This is a genomic window from Mycolicibacterium sp. P4_G11, assembly GCF_056555145.1.
The window spans coordinates 559,757-573,129 of the sequence record NZ_JBFUJW010000001.1; the positions used below are offsets into that span (position 1 = coordinate 559,757).

The window sequence follows — 13,373 nt, forward strand, 5'->3', positions numbered from 1 at the left end:
CAGGTGCTGGTGTGACAGGGTGACCCGATGCATGTCGCCGTGGTTGCCGGGCCTGATCCCGGCCATGCCTTTCCGGCGATCGCCCTGTGCCTTCGGTTTCAGGCGGCCGGCGACCGCCCGGTGCTGCTGACCGGCCGGCACTGGCTCGACACCGCCCGGGCGGCCGGCGTCGACGCTCGGGAACTGCTCGGGCTCGACCCCGAGCACGGCGACGACGACCTCGACTCGGGCGCCAAGATCCATGAGCGTGCCGCGCGGATGGCGGTGCTCAATGTGCCCCTGCTGCGTGAGCTGGCGCCCGATCTGGTGGTGTCGGATGTCATCACGGTGTGCGGCGGCATGGCCGCTGAATTGCTGGGCCTGCCGTGGGTCGAGCTGACTCCGCACCCGCTGTACCTGCCGTCGAAGGGGTTGCCGCCGTTGGGCAGTGGCCTGGCGCCGGGTGTCGGCCTGCGCGGCCGGCTGCGGGACGCGACGCTACGGTTCTTCACGTCGCGCTCGATCCGCGAGGGGGATCGGCAGCGATCCACGGCGCGCGTCGGAATCGGCTTGCCCGCAACCGATCCCGGGCCGGCGCGGCGGTTGATCGCGACTCTGCCCGAGCTCGAGCTGCCGCGACCGGATTGGCCGGCCGAAGCCGTCGTCGTAGGGCCGCTGCATTTCGAGCCGACGACAGCGGTGCTGGACGTACCGCCGGGCGCGGGCCCGGTTGTCGTCGTGGCGCCGTCGACGGCCACCACGGGGATGCAGGGTCTCGATGAGCTCGCGCTGGCGGCGCTGATCCCCGGACAGACCCTGCCCGACGGTGCTCGCGTCGTCGTCTCGCGGCTGCGCGGCGCCGACGCGCCGGTGCCTCCGTGGGCGGCGGTCGGGCTCGGCCGCCAGGACGAACTGCTGAAGCAGGCCGATGTGATGATCTGCGGCAGCGGCCACGGCATCGTGTCCAAGACGCTGCTGGCCGGGGTGCCGCTGGTGGTGGTGCCCGGTGGCGGAGACCAGTGGGAGATCGCCAATCGGATTGTGCGACAAGGCAGTGGCGAGCTGATCCGGCCGTTGACCGCGGAGTCGCTGGCGGCGACCGTCGGCCGGGTGCTGTCGACGCCGTCCTATCGGAAGGCGGCCGGGCGGGCTGGTGACAGCGGAGCGGACGTCGCCGACCCGGTGGCTGTGTGCCGTGCGGCGCTGGGCGTCGGCGCTGAGTAGGTTGGTGCGGTGCGACTGACCGAATTCACCCTGCTGATCGAAGACCAGTTCGGTACGGCGCGCGGTGCGGCGTTGGTGAACGACCACGTGCTGGCGGTCCTCGGTGGCCGCACCCCGGCTCAGGCGATCGAAGCCGGCGTCGACCCCCGCGATGTCTGGCGGGCCCTGTGCGCGGACTTCGACGTCCCGCGCGATCAGTGGTGAGCGGCGCTTTTTGGTCCCGCGGCACTGCTCGCGCTTCGGTGTTTGTTGGCCGACGACATGGTGTTCGCCGGGCCTGCCCCGATAGCGTCGCTGGTGAACCCCACGATGGAAGGACGACATCACACTGATGAGCGCCAGCATTGCCGTAGTCACCGGGGCCGGTCGGGGTATCGGCCTGGCCATCGCGAAAGCCCTTGCCGCCCAAGGGCACCGCGTCTTGATCACCGACGTCGACGGGGATGCCGCGCAGCGCGCCGCCGAGACCGTCGGGCGCGGGGCGTGGGGCGTGGCCCAGGACGTGCGGGACGTCGCGGGTCACCAGGGGATCGCGGCGCTCGCCGCCGAACAGGGCCGGATCGCGGTGTGGGTCAACAACGCCGGAGTACTGCACGCGGGCAACAGCTGGGAACAGCCCGCCGAGCACGTCGTCCAGACCCTCGACGTCAACGTCCGCGGGATGATGGCCGGCTGCATGGCGGCGGTCAATGCCATGGGTGCGCGCGGCGGCGTCATCCTCAACATCGCCTCGATCTCGGCGCTGACGCCGGTGCCCGGACTGGCGGTCTATGCCGCGAGCAAGGCCGCCGTGCTGTCGTACACCACCTCGTTGCAGGGCGAACTGCAGACCGCCGGCCTGCCGATCCGGGCCCGCGCGCTGTGCCCCGACGTGGTGAACACCGAGATGGTCACCGCCACGACCCACGATCCCGGAGCGGCCCTGCTGTTTTCGGGTCCCAAGCCGCTGGCCGCCGATGACGTGGCGGCCGCAGCCGTGGAGTTGATGGACTCCCACCAGATTTTCCGCGTGGTGCCGCGCTGGCGCGGCGTGATCGCGCGCAGTACCGACGTGGCGCCGGCCGCCGGCCTGCGCGCCCTGTCCCTGATGAGGACGTTGGGCCTGCGGCGCCAGCGTTCGCTGTGACTGCCGCCGACGGGCCGTCCTGGGTGTTGCCGGAAATCACTCGCCGCGCCCTCGGTCATTGATCGGCGTGTCTGCTTGCAGTCGAACACCTGTTCGCTAGTCTGATCCCAGTTCGCGGAACTTGTCGGTGGCCTCATCTAGCGTCACGGCCAACCGATCGGAAACCCGATCAACGGACATCCACGAGGACGGAGATCACCCATGGCAGCACAGGCCCCAGATCGCGAGAAGGCACTCGAACTCGCGCTGGCACAGATCGACAAGAACTTCGGCAAGGGCTCGGTGATGCGGCTGGGAGACGAGACCCGCCAACCGATTTCGGTCATCCCGACCGGGTCCATCGCACTGGATGTCGCCCTCGGCATCGGTGGTCTGCCGCGCGGCCGCGTCGTCGAGATCTACGGCCCGGAATCCTCGGGTAAGACCACGGTCGCCCTGCACGCGGTGGCCAACGCTCAGGCCGCCGGTGGCATCGCGGCGTTCATCGACGCCGAGCACGCGCTGGATCCCGACTACGCCCAGAAGCTCGGTGTGGACACCGACGCGCTGCTGGTCTCTCAGCCCGACACCGGTGAGCAGGCCCTGGAGATCGCCGACATGCTGGTGCGTTCCGGCGCCATCGACATCCTGGTCATCGACTCGGTTGCCGCACTGGTGCCGCGCGCCGAGATCGAGGGCGAGATGGGTGACAGCCACGTCGGTCTGCAGGCCCGCCTGATGAGCCAGGCGCTGCGCAAGATGACCGGCGCACTGAACAACTCCGGCACCACCGCCATCTTCATCAATCAGCTGCGCGAGAAGATCGGCGTGATGTTCGGTTCGCCCGAAACCACCACCGGTGGTAAGGCTTTGAAGTTCTACGCCTCGGTGCGTATCGATGTGCGCCGGATCGAGACGCTCAAGGACGGTACCGATGCGGTCGGTAACCGTACCCGGGCCAAGATCGTCAAGAACAAGGTCGCGCCGCCGTTCAAGCAGGCCGAATTCGACATCCTCTACGGCAAGGGCATCTCCAAGGAGGGCTCGCTCATCGACATGGGTGTCGAGCACGGCTTCATCCGTAAGTCCGGTTCGTGGTTCACCTACGACGGCGAACAGCTGGGGCAGGGCAAGGAGAACGCCCGCAACTACCTGCTGCAGAACCCGGATGCCGCCAACGAGATCGAGAAGAAGATCAAAGAGAAGCTCGGTATCGGTGCGGTGGTGACCGATGGTGCGGCCGATGACGTCCTTCCCGCCCCGGTCGACTTCTGAGGCGGAGCCGGCGCAGCCGCAGCGGCGTGAGGAGCAGGCGCGGGACGTGTGTCTGCGTCTGCTCACCACCCGGGCGCGCAGCCGGGCCGAACTCGAAACTCAGCTGACCAAGCGCGGCTTCGCCGAGGACATCAGCGCCCGAGTACTGGACCGGCTCACCGAGGTAGGTCTGGTCGACGACGCGGCATTCGCCGAGCAGTGGGTGCGCGAACGCCGCACCAACGCTGGAAAAGGCAAGCGCGCCTTGGCTTCTGAGTTGCGGACCAAGGGCATCGACGCCGACGTGATCGCCGAGACGCTCGACAGCGTCGACGCGGGAGAGTGGCGGGTGCGCGCCGAGGAACTCGTCGCCACCAAGTTGCGACGGGAAAGCCTCGACGACGAGCTGAAGGTGACTCGGCGGCTGGTCGCGATGCTGGCACGTCGCGGCTACAGCCAGGGCATGGCCTTCGATGTGGTGAACACCCAGCTCACGCAGGAGCGTCAGCGCCGCACGGTCTAGTCCTTCGACGAGCCCTTGGGCTCAGGGTGCTTGACCTTGGGTGGCGACAGCTTCGGCACCGAGAACTTCGGGATGGAGAACTTCGGCACCGAGAACTTGGGTGCCGAGAATTTCGGCGGCGAGAATTTCGGCGGCGAGAACTGGCCGACCGGCGGGTGGACGACGTTATCGGTCGTCGCGTCCGGAAGTTGCGTGGGCTGCTTGGGCGACTTCGGGGGCTTGGGCAGCTTCGGGATGAACGTCGAGACGATCGAATCCTGTTGCACTGTGGGCTTTTTCGGGGTCACTGGAGCCTTCGGGATGACCGGGGTGTCCGGGATGTCGACGGCGGCCGATGGCTTCGCGGCGATCATCATGACGGGCAGCGGGGTGTGCAGTGCGTTATGGGTGAACTGTTCCACCGACGTGATCACCGCCCGGGCGAAGTCCACCATCTGCTGCGTGACGTTGAGGCCGAATGCGGTGGTGTCGACCACGAATTGCTGACCAGGCCCCGTGTTGAACGGCGGGAACGCCGACAGTGTGGTCGCCCTGAACTGGAGCTGGAAGACCGCGATGTCCTGGGCGAACCCGATCAGATCGCGGCCGGCTTCGAACTCGATGTCGGCGACCGCGCTCAGCGCTTGTGCGGCGGCGGTCAGTGGCGGCGTGCCACTACCGATGGCCGCCACGAAACTTCCCGGCACCTGCGTCTGGCGTTGGAACAGTGCGGCGCCGGTGGTGATCCAATCGGCGAACAGCCCGACGTTGAACACCACCTGCTGGTTGAGCAGATCGAGCGGTAGCGGCAGCGGCTGCGCTGTCAGCGAGATGCCCGGTTCGGTCAGAACGGGCACCGACGGGATGGTGGCGTGCCCTGGTGCCGGCGCCATCGTGAGCACCAAACACGCGGTGCACAGTGCCGCGACGGTTTGGGTTGGAGCTGGAACTGCCGCAAACGCACGAACCGCGACACTCATGACGCCTCCCGGGATCGAGTGAACCTCCAACTAGGGACACGACGTGCGTACCCGCAGGGTTCACCGCGAGGCGAACCCTGCGGGCGGGTCGGTCCGGCGTCAGATCACGAAGCCGCCGTCGATGTTCCAGGTGACGCCCGTGACGAACCCCGACTCGGGGTGGGCCAGGTAGGCCACGGCGCTCGCGATGTCGCGAGGCTGTCCGTACTGGCCGACCGCGATGAGCGGGCGCAGCTCGTCGGCGAAGTCGCCGGTGTCGGGGTTCATGTCGGTGGCGACCGGCCCCGGCTGGATGGTGTTGACGGTGATGCCGCGGGGGCCGAGCTCGCGCACCAGGCCTCGCGTCAGCCCGGCGACCGCGGCCTTGGTGAGGGCATACACCGAGAAGCCGGCAGTCGGCACCCGGTCGGCATTCACGGAGCCAATGGTGATGATCCGGCCCCCGGCGCCCAGGTGCGGCACGGCGCGCTGTATGGCGGCGAACACGGCCTTCACATTGATCGCCAGCATCCGGTCGAAGTCCTCCAGCGGGAACGACTCGATCGGTGCTCCCTGCGCGACGCCGGCGTTGTTGACCAGGATGTCCAGTCCGCCGAGTCGCTCGACGGCTTCGTCCACCGCGGCGGCGACGGCGAGCGCGTCGGCGCTGTCGGCTTTGATGGCGGCCACCTTGGCGCCGGCCGCCTCGAGTTCGTCGACCAGGTCCTGTGCGGCATCAGGCGAGGATTGGTAGGTGAACGCGACTGCCGCGCCGTCCGCCGCGAGCCTGCGCACGGTCGCGGCGCCGATGCCGCGGGAACCGCCGGTGACCAGTGCGCGTCGCCCGGCGAGTGGGGCTTCCGAAGTGGTGCTCATGAGTTCTCCCCGTCGTGGAATGATTCTTTCGAACCGATCGGTTACTAAGTACGTTCAGCACAAGCCGCTACGGCCGGGTGGCATTCCGGACTGTGGCCCGGATCACATCAGGAGGGTTGATGGCGATCGGCAGACCGCGCACGTTCGACCCGGAGCGTGTCCTGGACACCGCGATGCGGTTGTTCTGGGAGCACGGCTATGACGGGGTGTCCATCAGCGATCTCACGGCGGCGACCGGTGTCAACCGCCGCAGCCTCTATGACGAATACGGTTCCAAGGCCGAGCTCTTCCGCGCCGCGGTGCGGCGCTACCAGGCAGGTCCCGCCAGCTACGTCGAACGCGCGCTGGCCCTGCCCACCGCGTGGGATACCGCGTATGCCATGGTGCACGGCGCTGTCGACGGGTCTTCCGGGGCGGCGGGTCCGCGCGGATGCCTGCTGGTGCAGAGCGCCCTGGCCGCAGGCGACGCGGCGGCCGAGTTGCACGCTGAGCTCGCCCAGCTGCGCGAAGACGGAATCGCTGAACTGGCCGAACGTTTCACGGCTGCCCAGCTGATGGGCGAACTGCCCGGGGCGGACGCGCAGCTGGTGGCGCGCTGGATCGTCGCCGTCAGTCAGGGCCTGGCGGTCCAGGCCAACGGCGGCGTCGAGGGCGACGAACTGCACGCGGTGGCCGATCAGGCGCTCCGCGCCTGGCCCGGAGCGCCTCACACCGGCGGGGTGCCCGGCGCATCCTCCTGAATGCCGGTGTTCACCGGCAGTGGGTCCGGGGTACGCCGCGACTGCCGCAGCCGCGCTTCCAGGCGGGTCGCCAGCGCCGACAGCGCGAAGTTGAGGCTGATCATCAGCACCGCGATCACGATCAGCGCGGGGATGTAATTGCTGTACGCCGAACCGATGTTCGTACCCTGGCGGACCATCTCGACGAACGTGATCTGATAGCCGATCGCGGTGTCCTTGAGCACCACCACCATCTGCGACACCAGCACCGGCAGCATCGACGTCACGGCCTGGGGAAGCAGGATCAGCCGCAACGTCTGACTGGGCCGCAGGCCCAGCGCCACGGCGGCCTCACGCTGCCCGCGGGGCAGCGCGTACACGCCGGCCCGCACGATCTCCGCGATGACCGCGCCGTTGTACAGCGTCAGTCCCGTGATCACGCCGGCCAGCGCCAGCTGACGCGATGGGAAGACGTCGTACAGCGCGAACAGGAAATACGCGAACAACATCATGATCAGCACCGGGACGGCCCGGAAGAACTCGACGAAGACCGAGCACACCCATCGCACCGCGCGGGCCTCCGACAACCGCCCCATGCCCAGTGCCAGACCCAGCACGAGCGCCAGCACGATCGACACCACCGCCGCCGTCAAGGTGCCGACGGCACCCGGCAGCACGTACGTCGTCCACAGGTTCGCGGTCAGGAACGGGTGCCACTTCGCTTCGGTCAGCTGGCCTTTGGACTCGAACTGCCACAGCACCCAGCCGGCCATCGCGATGATCAGCGCGACGATGAGGGCGGCGAACAGCAGGTTGCGCCGCTGCGCCCGCGGCCCCGGGGCGTCGTAGAGGACGGACGATGTACTCATTACCGCACCACCGCGTATCGCTTACCCAACCAACCGAACAACAGTCCCAACGGCAACGTCAGGACCACGAAACCAGCGGCGAAGATCGAGCCGACCGCCAGCAGCGCCGCGGTGTTCTCGATCATCTCCTTCATCAGCAGCGCCGCCTCGGCCACGCCGATGGCCGACGCGATCGTGGTGTTCTTCACCAAGGCGATCAGCACTGAACCCAGCGGGTTGATCACCGCGCGAAAAGCCTGCGGCAGCAGGATCAACCGCAGGTTCTGCCCGAAACTCAGCCCCAGCGAGCGGGCGGCCTCGGCCTGCCCCAGCGGCACGGTGTTGATGCCCGAGCGCAATGTCTCGCACACGAATGACGCGGTGTAGACCGTCAACCCGAGGGCCGCGAGCCGAAAGTTGCTGTCCACCACGGCCGTCGGCGAATGGGAATCGACCAACGTGACCCGCAGGGTGTTCCCGATACCGAACGAACAGAACAGGATGATCAGCGTCAGTGGGGTGTTGCGGACCACGTTGACGTACGTCGTGCCCAGCCAGCGCAGCACCGGCACCGGCGACAGGCGCATCGCGGCCAGCACGGTGCCCAGGATCAGCGCGCCGACCGCGGCGAGCAGCGTCAGCTGGATCGTGGTCCAGAACGCCTTCAGGATCTTGCCGCCGTAGGTGCCCCACAGATCGACGCGCTTCGCCCCGCCGGCGCCATAGATGTTGGTGTCCAACGGGGGCGGTGGCGGCGCGGACAGTCCGGCCGGGCCCAGATTGCGGTCGAACGCGGCCTGCCACTCACCGGACTTCTGCATCTTCTCGATGGCGTCGTTGATCTTCTGGCGTAATTCCTTGTCGCCCTTGAGCAATCCGATGCCGTACTTCTCGACCGAGAAGGGCTTGCCGATCAGCTTGAACGCAGCCGGGGTCTGGGCGGCGTACCCGGCCAGGATCACCTCGTCGGTGCTGAGCGCATCGATGGCCCCGGTCTTCACGGCCTCCAGGCAGGCCGAGTAGGTGTCGTACTGCTGCAGCTGCACGCCCGGGTACTTGTCCTTGATGCGTTGCGCCGGAGTCGAACCCGACACCGAGCAGAGCTTCTTGTGGTTCTGCAGTGATTCGACGCTGGTGATCTCGTTGTTGTCGGCGCGCACCAGCAGGCTCTGCCCGGTGACCAGGTACGGACCGGCGAACGACACCTTCTGCTTGCGGGCGTCGGTGATGGAGTACGTCGCGGCGATGAAGTCGACCTGGTGGTTCTGGATCAGGTTCTCGCGCTGACCCGACGGGGCTTCTTTCCACTCGATGTCGTCGGGCTTGTAGCCGAGCTGCCCGGCCACGTAGGTCGCGACGTCGATGTCGAAGCCGGCCAAGGTGCCGTCGGGCTTCTTCGCGGCCAGACCGGGCTGGTCGAACTTGGTGCCGATGGTGATCTTCTTGCTGCTGGCGCCGCAGGCGCTCAGGGTCAGCAGCGCCAGGATCAGGACGGTGACGGCGGCGAGACGGCGGTATCCCCGTGTCACCGAACTCTGCCGAATCGATCGTTCCACGATCAGTGGTCCAGGATCTTGCCCAGGAAGTCCCGGGCCCGGTTGGACTTTGGTGCGGTGAAGAACTCGTCGGGCTCGGCGTCCTCGACGATGGTGCCGTCGGCCATGAACACCACCCGGTTCGACGCCCGGCGGGCGAAGCCCATCTCGTGTGTGACCACGATCATGGTCATGCCCTCGGTCGCCAGGGACGTCATCACCGACAGCACTTCGTTGACCATCTCGGGGTCCAGCGCGCTGGTGGGTTCGTCGAACAGCATGACCTTCGGGCCCATGGCCAGAGACCGGGCGATCGCGACGCGCTGCTGCTGCCCACCCGACAACTGCGCCGGGTACTTGTCGGCCTGGTTGGCCACCCCGACGCGCTCCAGCAGTTCCAGCCCCTTCGTCCGGGCCTCGTCCTTCGCCTTGCCGCGGACCTTCATCGGCGCCAGGGTGACGTTGTCGAGAATTGTCTTGTGCGCGAACAGGTTGAACGACTGGAACACCATGCCGACCTCGGACCGCAGCGTCGCGAGCTTGCGGCCCTCTTCGGGCAGTAGGTCTCCGTCGATGTGGATCGTGCCCGAGTCGATCGTCTCCAGCCGGTTGATGGTGCGGCACAAGGTCGACTTGCCCGAACCTGACGGTCCGAGCAGCACGACCACTTGGCCACGAGGGACTTCGAGATTGATGTCCTTCAGCACATGCAGTGCACCGAAGTGCTTGTTGACCCCCTTGACCGAGATCATCGGGGTGGCAGGTGTCGTCTCGCCGGTGACCATGCTCACAGACCCTACCCAGGTAAGCGGCGGACCGTGGTCTGTCACAGAAACCCGGAAACCCCTCGGCAAATTTGGTATAAACCGCGCCGCCCGTACGATTGGCAGGTGATTTCGACAGCGACTCCGGACGTGGAAGCTGACGCCACGGAGTCCGCTACGGGTTCCGGCGCGGGGCGCACCTATCAGGTCCGCACCTACGGGTGCCAGATGAACGTCCACGACTCCGAACGGCTCGCCGGCCTGCTGGAAGACGCCGGCTACCGGCGCGCCGACGACGGCGACGACGCCGACGTCGTGGTCTTCAACACCTGCGCGGTCCGGGAGAACGCCGACAACAAGCTCTACGGCAACATCAGCCACCTGGCGCCGCGCAAGCAGAGCGACCCGAACATGCAGATCGCGGTCGGCGGCTGCCTGGCGCAGAAGGACCGCGACACGGTGCTGAGCAAGGCGCCGTGGGTCGACGTGGTGTTCGGTACGCACAACATCGGCTCGCTGCCGGTGCTGCTGGAACGCGCCCGGCACAACCGCGAAGCTCAGGTGGAGATCGTCGAGGCGCTCCAGGAGTTTCCGTCGGCGCTGCCCGCGACGCGCGAATCATCTTATGCGGCTTGGGTTTCCATCTCCGTGGGCTGCAACAACACCTGTACGTTCTGCATCGTGCCGTCGCTGCGCGGCAAGGAGGTCGACCGGCGTCCCGGCGACATCCTCGCCGAGGTGCAGTCCCTGGTGGACCAGGGTGTCCTGGAGATCACGCTGCTGGGCCAGAACGTCAACGCCTACGGCGTCTCGTTTGCTTCGGATGAGCGCTTGCGTGAAGACCCGGAGGCCTGGACCGACATCGAACGGGACCGCGGCGCGTTCGCCAAACTGCTGCGTGCCTGCGGCGACATCGAGGGCCTGGAGCGGGTCCGGTTCACCTCGCCGCACCCCGCCGAGTTCACCGACGACGTCATCGAGGCCATGGCGGCCACCCCGAACGTCTGCCCGACGCTGCACATGCCGCTGCAGTCGGGCTCGGATCGCATCCTCAAGGCGATGCGCCGCTCCTACCGCGCCGAGAAGTACCTCGGCATCATCGAGCGCGTGCGCGCGGCGATCCCGTACGCGGCCATCACCACCGACATCATCGTCGGATTCCCGGGGGAGACCGAAGAAGACTTCCAGGCCACCCTCGACGTCGTCGAACGCGCCCGCTTCTCCAGCGCCTTCACGTTCCAGTACTCCAAGCGGCCCGGCACGCCGGCCGCCGAGCTGCCTGACCAACTGCCCAAAGAGGTTGTCTCCGAACGTTATATGCGGCTCATCGAGCTTCAGGAGCGCATCTCGTGGGAGGAGAACCTGGCGCAGGTCGGCCGGGAGGTCGAGCTGCTGGTGGCCACCGGCGAAGGCCGCAAAGATTCCGCCACCGAGAGAATGTCGGGCCGCGCCCGCGACGGCCGGCTGGTGCACTTCACCCCGGGCGACGCCGACATCCGGCCCGGCGACATCGTCACCACGACCGTCACCGGTGCCGCGCCGCACCACCTGATCGCCGATGCGCCGATCGCCGGCCACCGCCGCACCCGCGCGGGCGACGCGCACGCCGCGGGCCGCAAACCCACCACCGGCGTCGGGCTGGGCATGCCGCAGATCGGCGCGCCCCCCGTCACGCCCGTAGAGCAGGGATGTTCACGATGAACGACACCAAGCCCAACGGCACCAACGGCGAGTTCGAGGAGTTCAAAGACGACATCGACGCCGCCGAGCAGCGCATCGCCCGCGAAATCGATCCCGGCGGCCGCGCCATGGTCGTGGCGATCTGCGTCTTCGTGATCCTGCTGTCGTTCGTGCTGCCGCACACCGGCGGCGTCAAGGGATTCGACGTCTTGCTCGGCGATCAGGTCGCTCTCGACGCGAAGATTCTGCTGCCGTCGCGGGTGTTCGTCTGGCTGATCCTGGTGTTCAGCGTCGGTTTCTCGATGCTGGCGCTGCTGACCCGGCGCTGGGGCCTGGCCTGGATCGCGCTGGCCGGTTCCGCCGTGTCGTGTTTCCTCGGCATGCTCGCCATCTGGTCGCGCAACACCGTCGTGCACCCGTACCCGGGACCCGGTTTCGGGCTCTACCTCGCGTGGATCGCCGTCATCCTGCTGACGTTCCACTGGGCACGCGTGGTGTGGTCACGCACCGCGGTGCAGCTGGCCGCCGAGGCACAGCGCCGCGACGCGACCGTCGAGCAGCAGAAGCGCGGGCTGCTCGACGGCCCGGACTCACCTACTTCTTGATCGCCGCTGAGGCGGCGTCGGCCCACTCACGCCACTGCGCCGCACTGGCCCGCGCCTTCTCGGCATCTTTGGCCTTGCCCGCGGCCTCGGCCTTCTCGGCCTGACGCTCGAACTGCTCGGCCCGCTCGCGGAACTGGTCGGCCCGGGCCTGCGCCTCGGGGTCGGTCCAGTTGCTCTCCGCGGCATCGCGGATCTTCTTCTCGACGACCCGCAACCGGCGCTCCAGCTCCGCGGTGCGGTCGCGCGATGCCTTGCCGATGGCGTCCCACTTGTCGCCGATGGCCCGGAATGCCGCACGTGCCGCGTCGACATCGCTGATGTCGATCTTCTCGGCCTCGACCAGCAGCTCGGCCTTGGCATCGGCGTTGGCGTTGAACTCGGCGTCCTTCTCGGCGTTGATCGCGTTGCGGGCGCTGAAGAACGTGTCCTGCGCAGCCTTGAACCGCTTCCACAGCGCGTCGTCGACGTCCTTGGCGGCGCGGCCCGCGGCCTTCCACTCCGTCAGCAGATCGCGGAACGTCGAGGCGGTGGCACCCCAGTCCGTGGAGCCGGACAGTGCCTCGGCGCGCTCACACAGCGCCTCCTTGGCCTGCCGCACGCCGACCCGCTCCCGATCCAGCTCGGCGAAGTGCGAGCCCCGGCGGCGGTTGAACGCCTCGCGGGCCGCCGAGTAGCGCTTCCACAGCGCGTCGTCGACCTTGCGGTCCAGGCCGGTGATGGTGCGCCACTCGTCGAGGATCGCCCGCAGCCGATCACCGCTGGCCTTCCACTGGGTGGAGTTGGCGCCGATGTCCTCGGCCTCGGCGGCCAGGGTTTCCTTGCGGGCGGTCTGGGTGGCCCGGAGCTCGTCGCGCTTGGCCCGCTCCTCCTGCGCGCTGGCGCCGGCCTGCTCGACGACGGCGGTCAGCCGGGCGGTCAGGGCATCGACATCGCCCAGCACCGCGGCGGTCGGGACGGATTCGAGCAGCGTCGCGGCGGCGGCCTTGATCTTGCGGGCGTCGCCGCTACCGCTGCCGAGCCGGTGCTCCAGCAGCGCGACCTCGGTGCTCAGATCGTCGTACCGGCGGCCGAAGTGGACGTACGCGGCTTCGGCGTCGCCGGCCTGCCACGAGGCGATGTTGCGCTCGCCGGCGGCAGTGATCAGCCACACCGTGCCGTCGTCGTCGACGCGGCCGAACCGGTGCGGATCGCAGGTGGGCGGCGCGGCGGCGGCAGGCGCCGGGGGATGGTTGGGGCTCGGGCTGGGCCGGGGACCGGGGCGCGGCGGACCGGGCCGAGGAGTCGGTTTGGGGGTGTTGCCGGGTTCGGTGGTGGTCATATTCG

Annotated in this window: 14 protein-coding genes and 1 pseudogene; 8 read left to right on the top strand and 7 right to left on the bottom strand. The window is 68.1% G+C overall.

Translation table 11 applies throughout. From position 1 onward, the window contains the following. The first annotated feature begins 27 nt into the window (after window positions 1-27). The 5 genes from AC1U2B_RS02715 (at window position 28) to recX (ending at window position 4,085) form a co-directional block, all read left to right on the top strand. On the top strand, window positions 28-1,203 hold the full coding sequence (locus AC1U2B_RS02715) for a glycosyltransferase (RefSeq protein WP_480215574.1): 1,176 nt from the start codon (window positions 28-30) through the stop codon (window positions 1,201-1,203). A gap of 9 nt (window positions 1,204-1,212) precedes the next feature. Continuing rightward, on the top strand, window positions 1,213-1,407 hold the full coding sequence (locus AC1U2B_RS02720) for a DUF3046 domain-containing protein (protein ID WP_043393813.1): 195 nt from the start codon (window positions 1,213-1,215) through the stop codon (window positions 1,405-1,407). 127 nt (window positions 1,408-1,534) lie between these two features. After that, the gene (locus tag AC1U2B_RS02725; RefSeq protein WP_480215575.1) at window positions 1,535-2,329 is read left to right on the top strand and encodes an SDR family NAD(P)-dependent oxidoreductase; all 795 of its coding nucleotides are present in this window, start codon (window positions 1,535-1,537) and stop codon (window positions 2,327-2,329) included. Between the two features lie 201 nt (window positions 2,330-2,530). Next, window positions 2,531-3,583, top strand: a complete 1,053-nt coding sequence (gene recA, locus AC1U2B_RS02730) for a recombinase RecA (protein ID WP_043393818.1) — start codon at window positions 2,531-2,533, stop codon at window positions 3,581-3,583. Continuing rightward, window positions 3,552-4,085: a recombination regulator RecX gene (gene recX / locus AC1U2B_RS02735; protein ID WP_480215576.1), complete on the top strand. Its 534-nt coding sequence runs from the start codon at window positions 3,552-3,554 to the stop codon at window positions 4,083-4,085. The genes recA and recX overlap by 32 nt, the downstream gene beginning before the upstream one ends. On the opposite strand, the gene AC1U2B_RS02740 is transcribed toward recX, so the two are convergent. Together AC1U2B_RS02740 and AC1U2B_RS02745 are read right to left on the bottom strand one after the other, a co-directional pair. Continuing rightward, a complete protein-coding gene (locus AC1U2B_RS02740; RefSeq protein ID WP_480215577.1) occupies window positions 4,082-4,957 on the bottom strand; it encodes a hypothetical protein in 876 nt (291 codons plus the stop codon). The two genes, recX and AC1U2B_RS02740, sit on opposite strands and share 4 nt — an antisense overlap. A gap of 186 nt (window positions 4,958-5,143) precedes the next feature. Then, window positions 5,144-5,899 carry a 3-oxoacyl-ACP reductase family protein gene (locus tag AC1U2B_RS02745; RefSeq protein WP_071285277.1) on the bottom strand — a complete coding sequence of 252 codons (756 nt, stop codon included), beginning with the start codon at window positions 5,897-5,899 and terminating at the stop codon, window positions 5,144-5,146. 119 nt (window positions 5,900-6,018) lie between these two features. Between AC1U2B_RS02745 and AC1U2B_RS02750 the strand changes: the two genes are divergently transcribed. Beyond that, window positions 6,019-6,639, top strand: a complete 621-nt coding sequence (locus AC1U2B_RS02750) for a TetR/AcrR family transcriptional regulator (RefSeq protein WP_480215578.1) — start codon at window positions 6,019-6,021, stop codon at window positions 6,637-6,639. On the opposite strand, the gene AC1U2B_RS02755 is transcribed toward AC1U2B_RS02750, so the two are convergent. The 4 genes and pseudogenes from AC1U2B_RS02755 to AC1U2B_RS02770 all read right to left on the bottom strand — a co-directional run bounded on the left by AC1U2B_RS02755 (window position 6,606) and on the right by AC1U2B_RS02770 (window position 9,753). Next, a complete protein-coding gene (locus AC1U2B_RS02755) occupies window positions 6,606-7,487 on the bottom strand; it encodes an amino acid ABC transporter permease (RefSeq protein ID WP_480215579.1) in 882 nt (293 codons plus the stop codon). The two genes, AC1U2B_RS02750 and AC1U2B_RS02755, sit on opposite strands and share 34 nt — an antisense overlap. After that, on the bottom strand, window positions 7,487-8,161 hold the full coding sequence (locus AC1U2B_RS02760) for an amino acid ABC transporter permease (RefSeq protein WP_480215749.1): 675 nt from the start codon (window positions 8,159-8,161) through the stop codon (window positions 7,487-7,489). Before AC1U2B_RS02760 ends, AC1U2B_RS02755 begins: the two co-directional genes overlap by 1 nt. A 39-nt stretch (window positions 8,162-8,200) precedes the next feature. After that, window positions 8,201-8,995 (bottom strand): annotated as a pseudogene (locus AC1U2B_RS02765) (glutamate ABC transporter substrate-binding protein); the annotation flags it as partial. Between the two features lie 29 nt (window positions 8,996-9,024). After that, the gene (locus AC1U2B_RS02770) at window positions 9,025-9,753 is read right to left on the bottom strand and encodes an amino acid ABC transporter ATP-binding protein (protein WP_260939801.1); all 729 of its coding nucleotides are present in this window, start codon (window positions 9,751-9,753) and stop codon (window positions 9,025-9,027) included. Between the two features lie 162 nt (window positions 9,754-9,915). On the opposite strand from AC1U2B_RS02770, the gene miaB reads away from it, so the two are divergent. Both miaB and AC1U2B_RS02780 read left to right on the top strand, forming a co-directional pair. Next, on the top strand, window positions 9,916-11,466 hold the full coding sequence (miaB, locus tag AC1U2B_RS02775) for a tRNA (N6-isopentenyl adenosine(37)-C2)-methylthiotransferase MiaB (protein ID WP_480215750.1): 1,551 nt from the start codon (window positions 9,916-9,918) through the stop codon (window positions 11,464-11,466). Then, window positions 11,454-12,050 (top strand): Rv2732c family membrane protein, encoded by a 597-nt coding sequence (locus AC1U2B_RS02780; protein ID WP_081936617.1) that lies wholly within the window; start codon window positions 11,454-11,456, stop codon window positions 12,048-12,050. The genes miaB and AC1U2B_RS02780 overlap by 13 nt, the downstream gene beginning before the upstream one ends. On the opposite strand, the gene AC1U2B_RS02785 is transcribed toward AC1U2B_RS02780, so the two are convergent. Next, window positions 12,040-13,368, bottom strand: coding sequence for a DUF349 domain-containing protein (locus AC1U2B_RS02785; RefSeq protein ID WP_043394036.1), 1,329 nt, complete (start codon window positions 13,366-13,368; stop codon window positions 12,040-12,042). The two genes, AC1U2B_RS02780 and AC1U2B_RS02785, sit on opposite strands and share 11 nt — an antisense overlap. Between the last annotated feature and the right edge of the window lie 5 nt (window positions 13,369-13,373).

Bases quoted from the DNA above. Each gene is read 5' to 3' on its own strand.
- AC1U2B_RS02715 (WP_480215574.1), top strand. From the start codon at position 28: ATGCATGTCGCCGTGGTTGCCGGGCCTGATCCCGGCCATGCCTTTCCG.
- AC1U2B_RS02725 (WP_480215575.1), top strand. From the start codon at position 1,535: ATGAGCGCCAGCATTGCCGTAGTCACCGGGGCCGGTCGGGGTATCGGC.
- recA (WP_043393818.1), top strand. From the start codon at position 2,531: ATGGCAGCACAGGCCCCAGATCGCGAGAAGGCACTCGAACTCGCGCTG.
- recX (WP_480215576.1), top strand. From the start codon at position 3,552: ATGACGTCCTTCCCGCCCCGGTCGACTTCTGAGGCGGAGCCGGCGCAG.
- AC1U2B_RS02740 (WP_480215577.1), bottom strand. From the start codon at position 4,957: ATGGCGCCGGCACCAGGGCACGCCACCATCCCGTCGGTGCCCGTTCTG.
- AC1U2B_RS02745 (WP_071285277.1), bottom strand. From the start codon at position 5,899: ATGAGCACCACTTCGGAAGCCCCACTCGCCGGGCGACGCGCACTGGTC.
- AC1U2B_RS02750 (WP_480215578.1), top strand. From the start codon at position 6,019: ATGGCGATCGGCAGACCGCGCACGTTCGACCCGGAGCGTGTCCTGGAC.
- AC1U2B_RS02755 (WP_480215579.1), bottom strand. From the start codon at position 7,487: ATGAGTACATCGTCCGTCCTCTACGACGCCCCGGGGCCGCGGGCGCAG.
- AC1U2B_RS02770 (WP_260939801.1), bottom strand. From the start codon at position 9,753: ATGATCTCGGTCAAGGGGGTCAACAAGCACTTCGGTGCACTGCATGTG.
- AC1U2B_RS02780 (WP_081936617.1), top strand. From the start codon at position 11,454: ATGTTCACGATGAACGACACCAAGCCCAACGGCACCAACGGCGAGTTC.
- AC1U2B_RS02785 (WP_043394036.1), bottom strand. From the start codon at position 13,368: ATGACCACCACCGAACCCGGCAACACCCCCAAACCGACTCCTCGGCCC.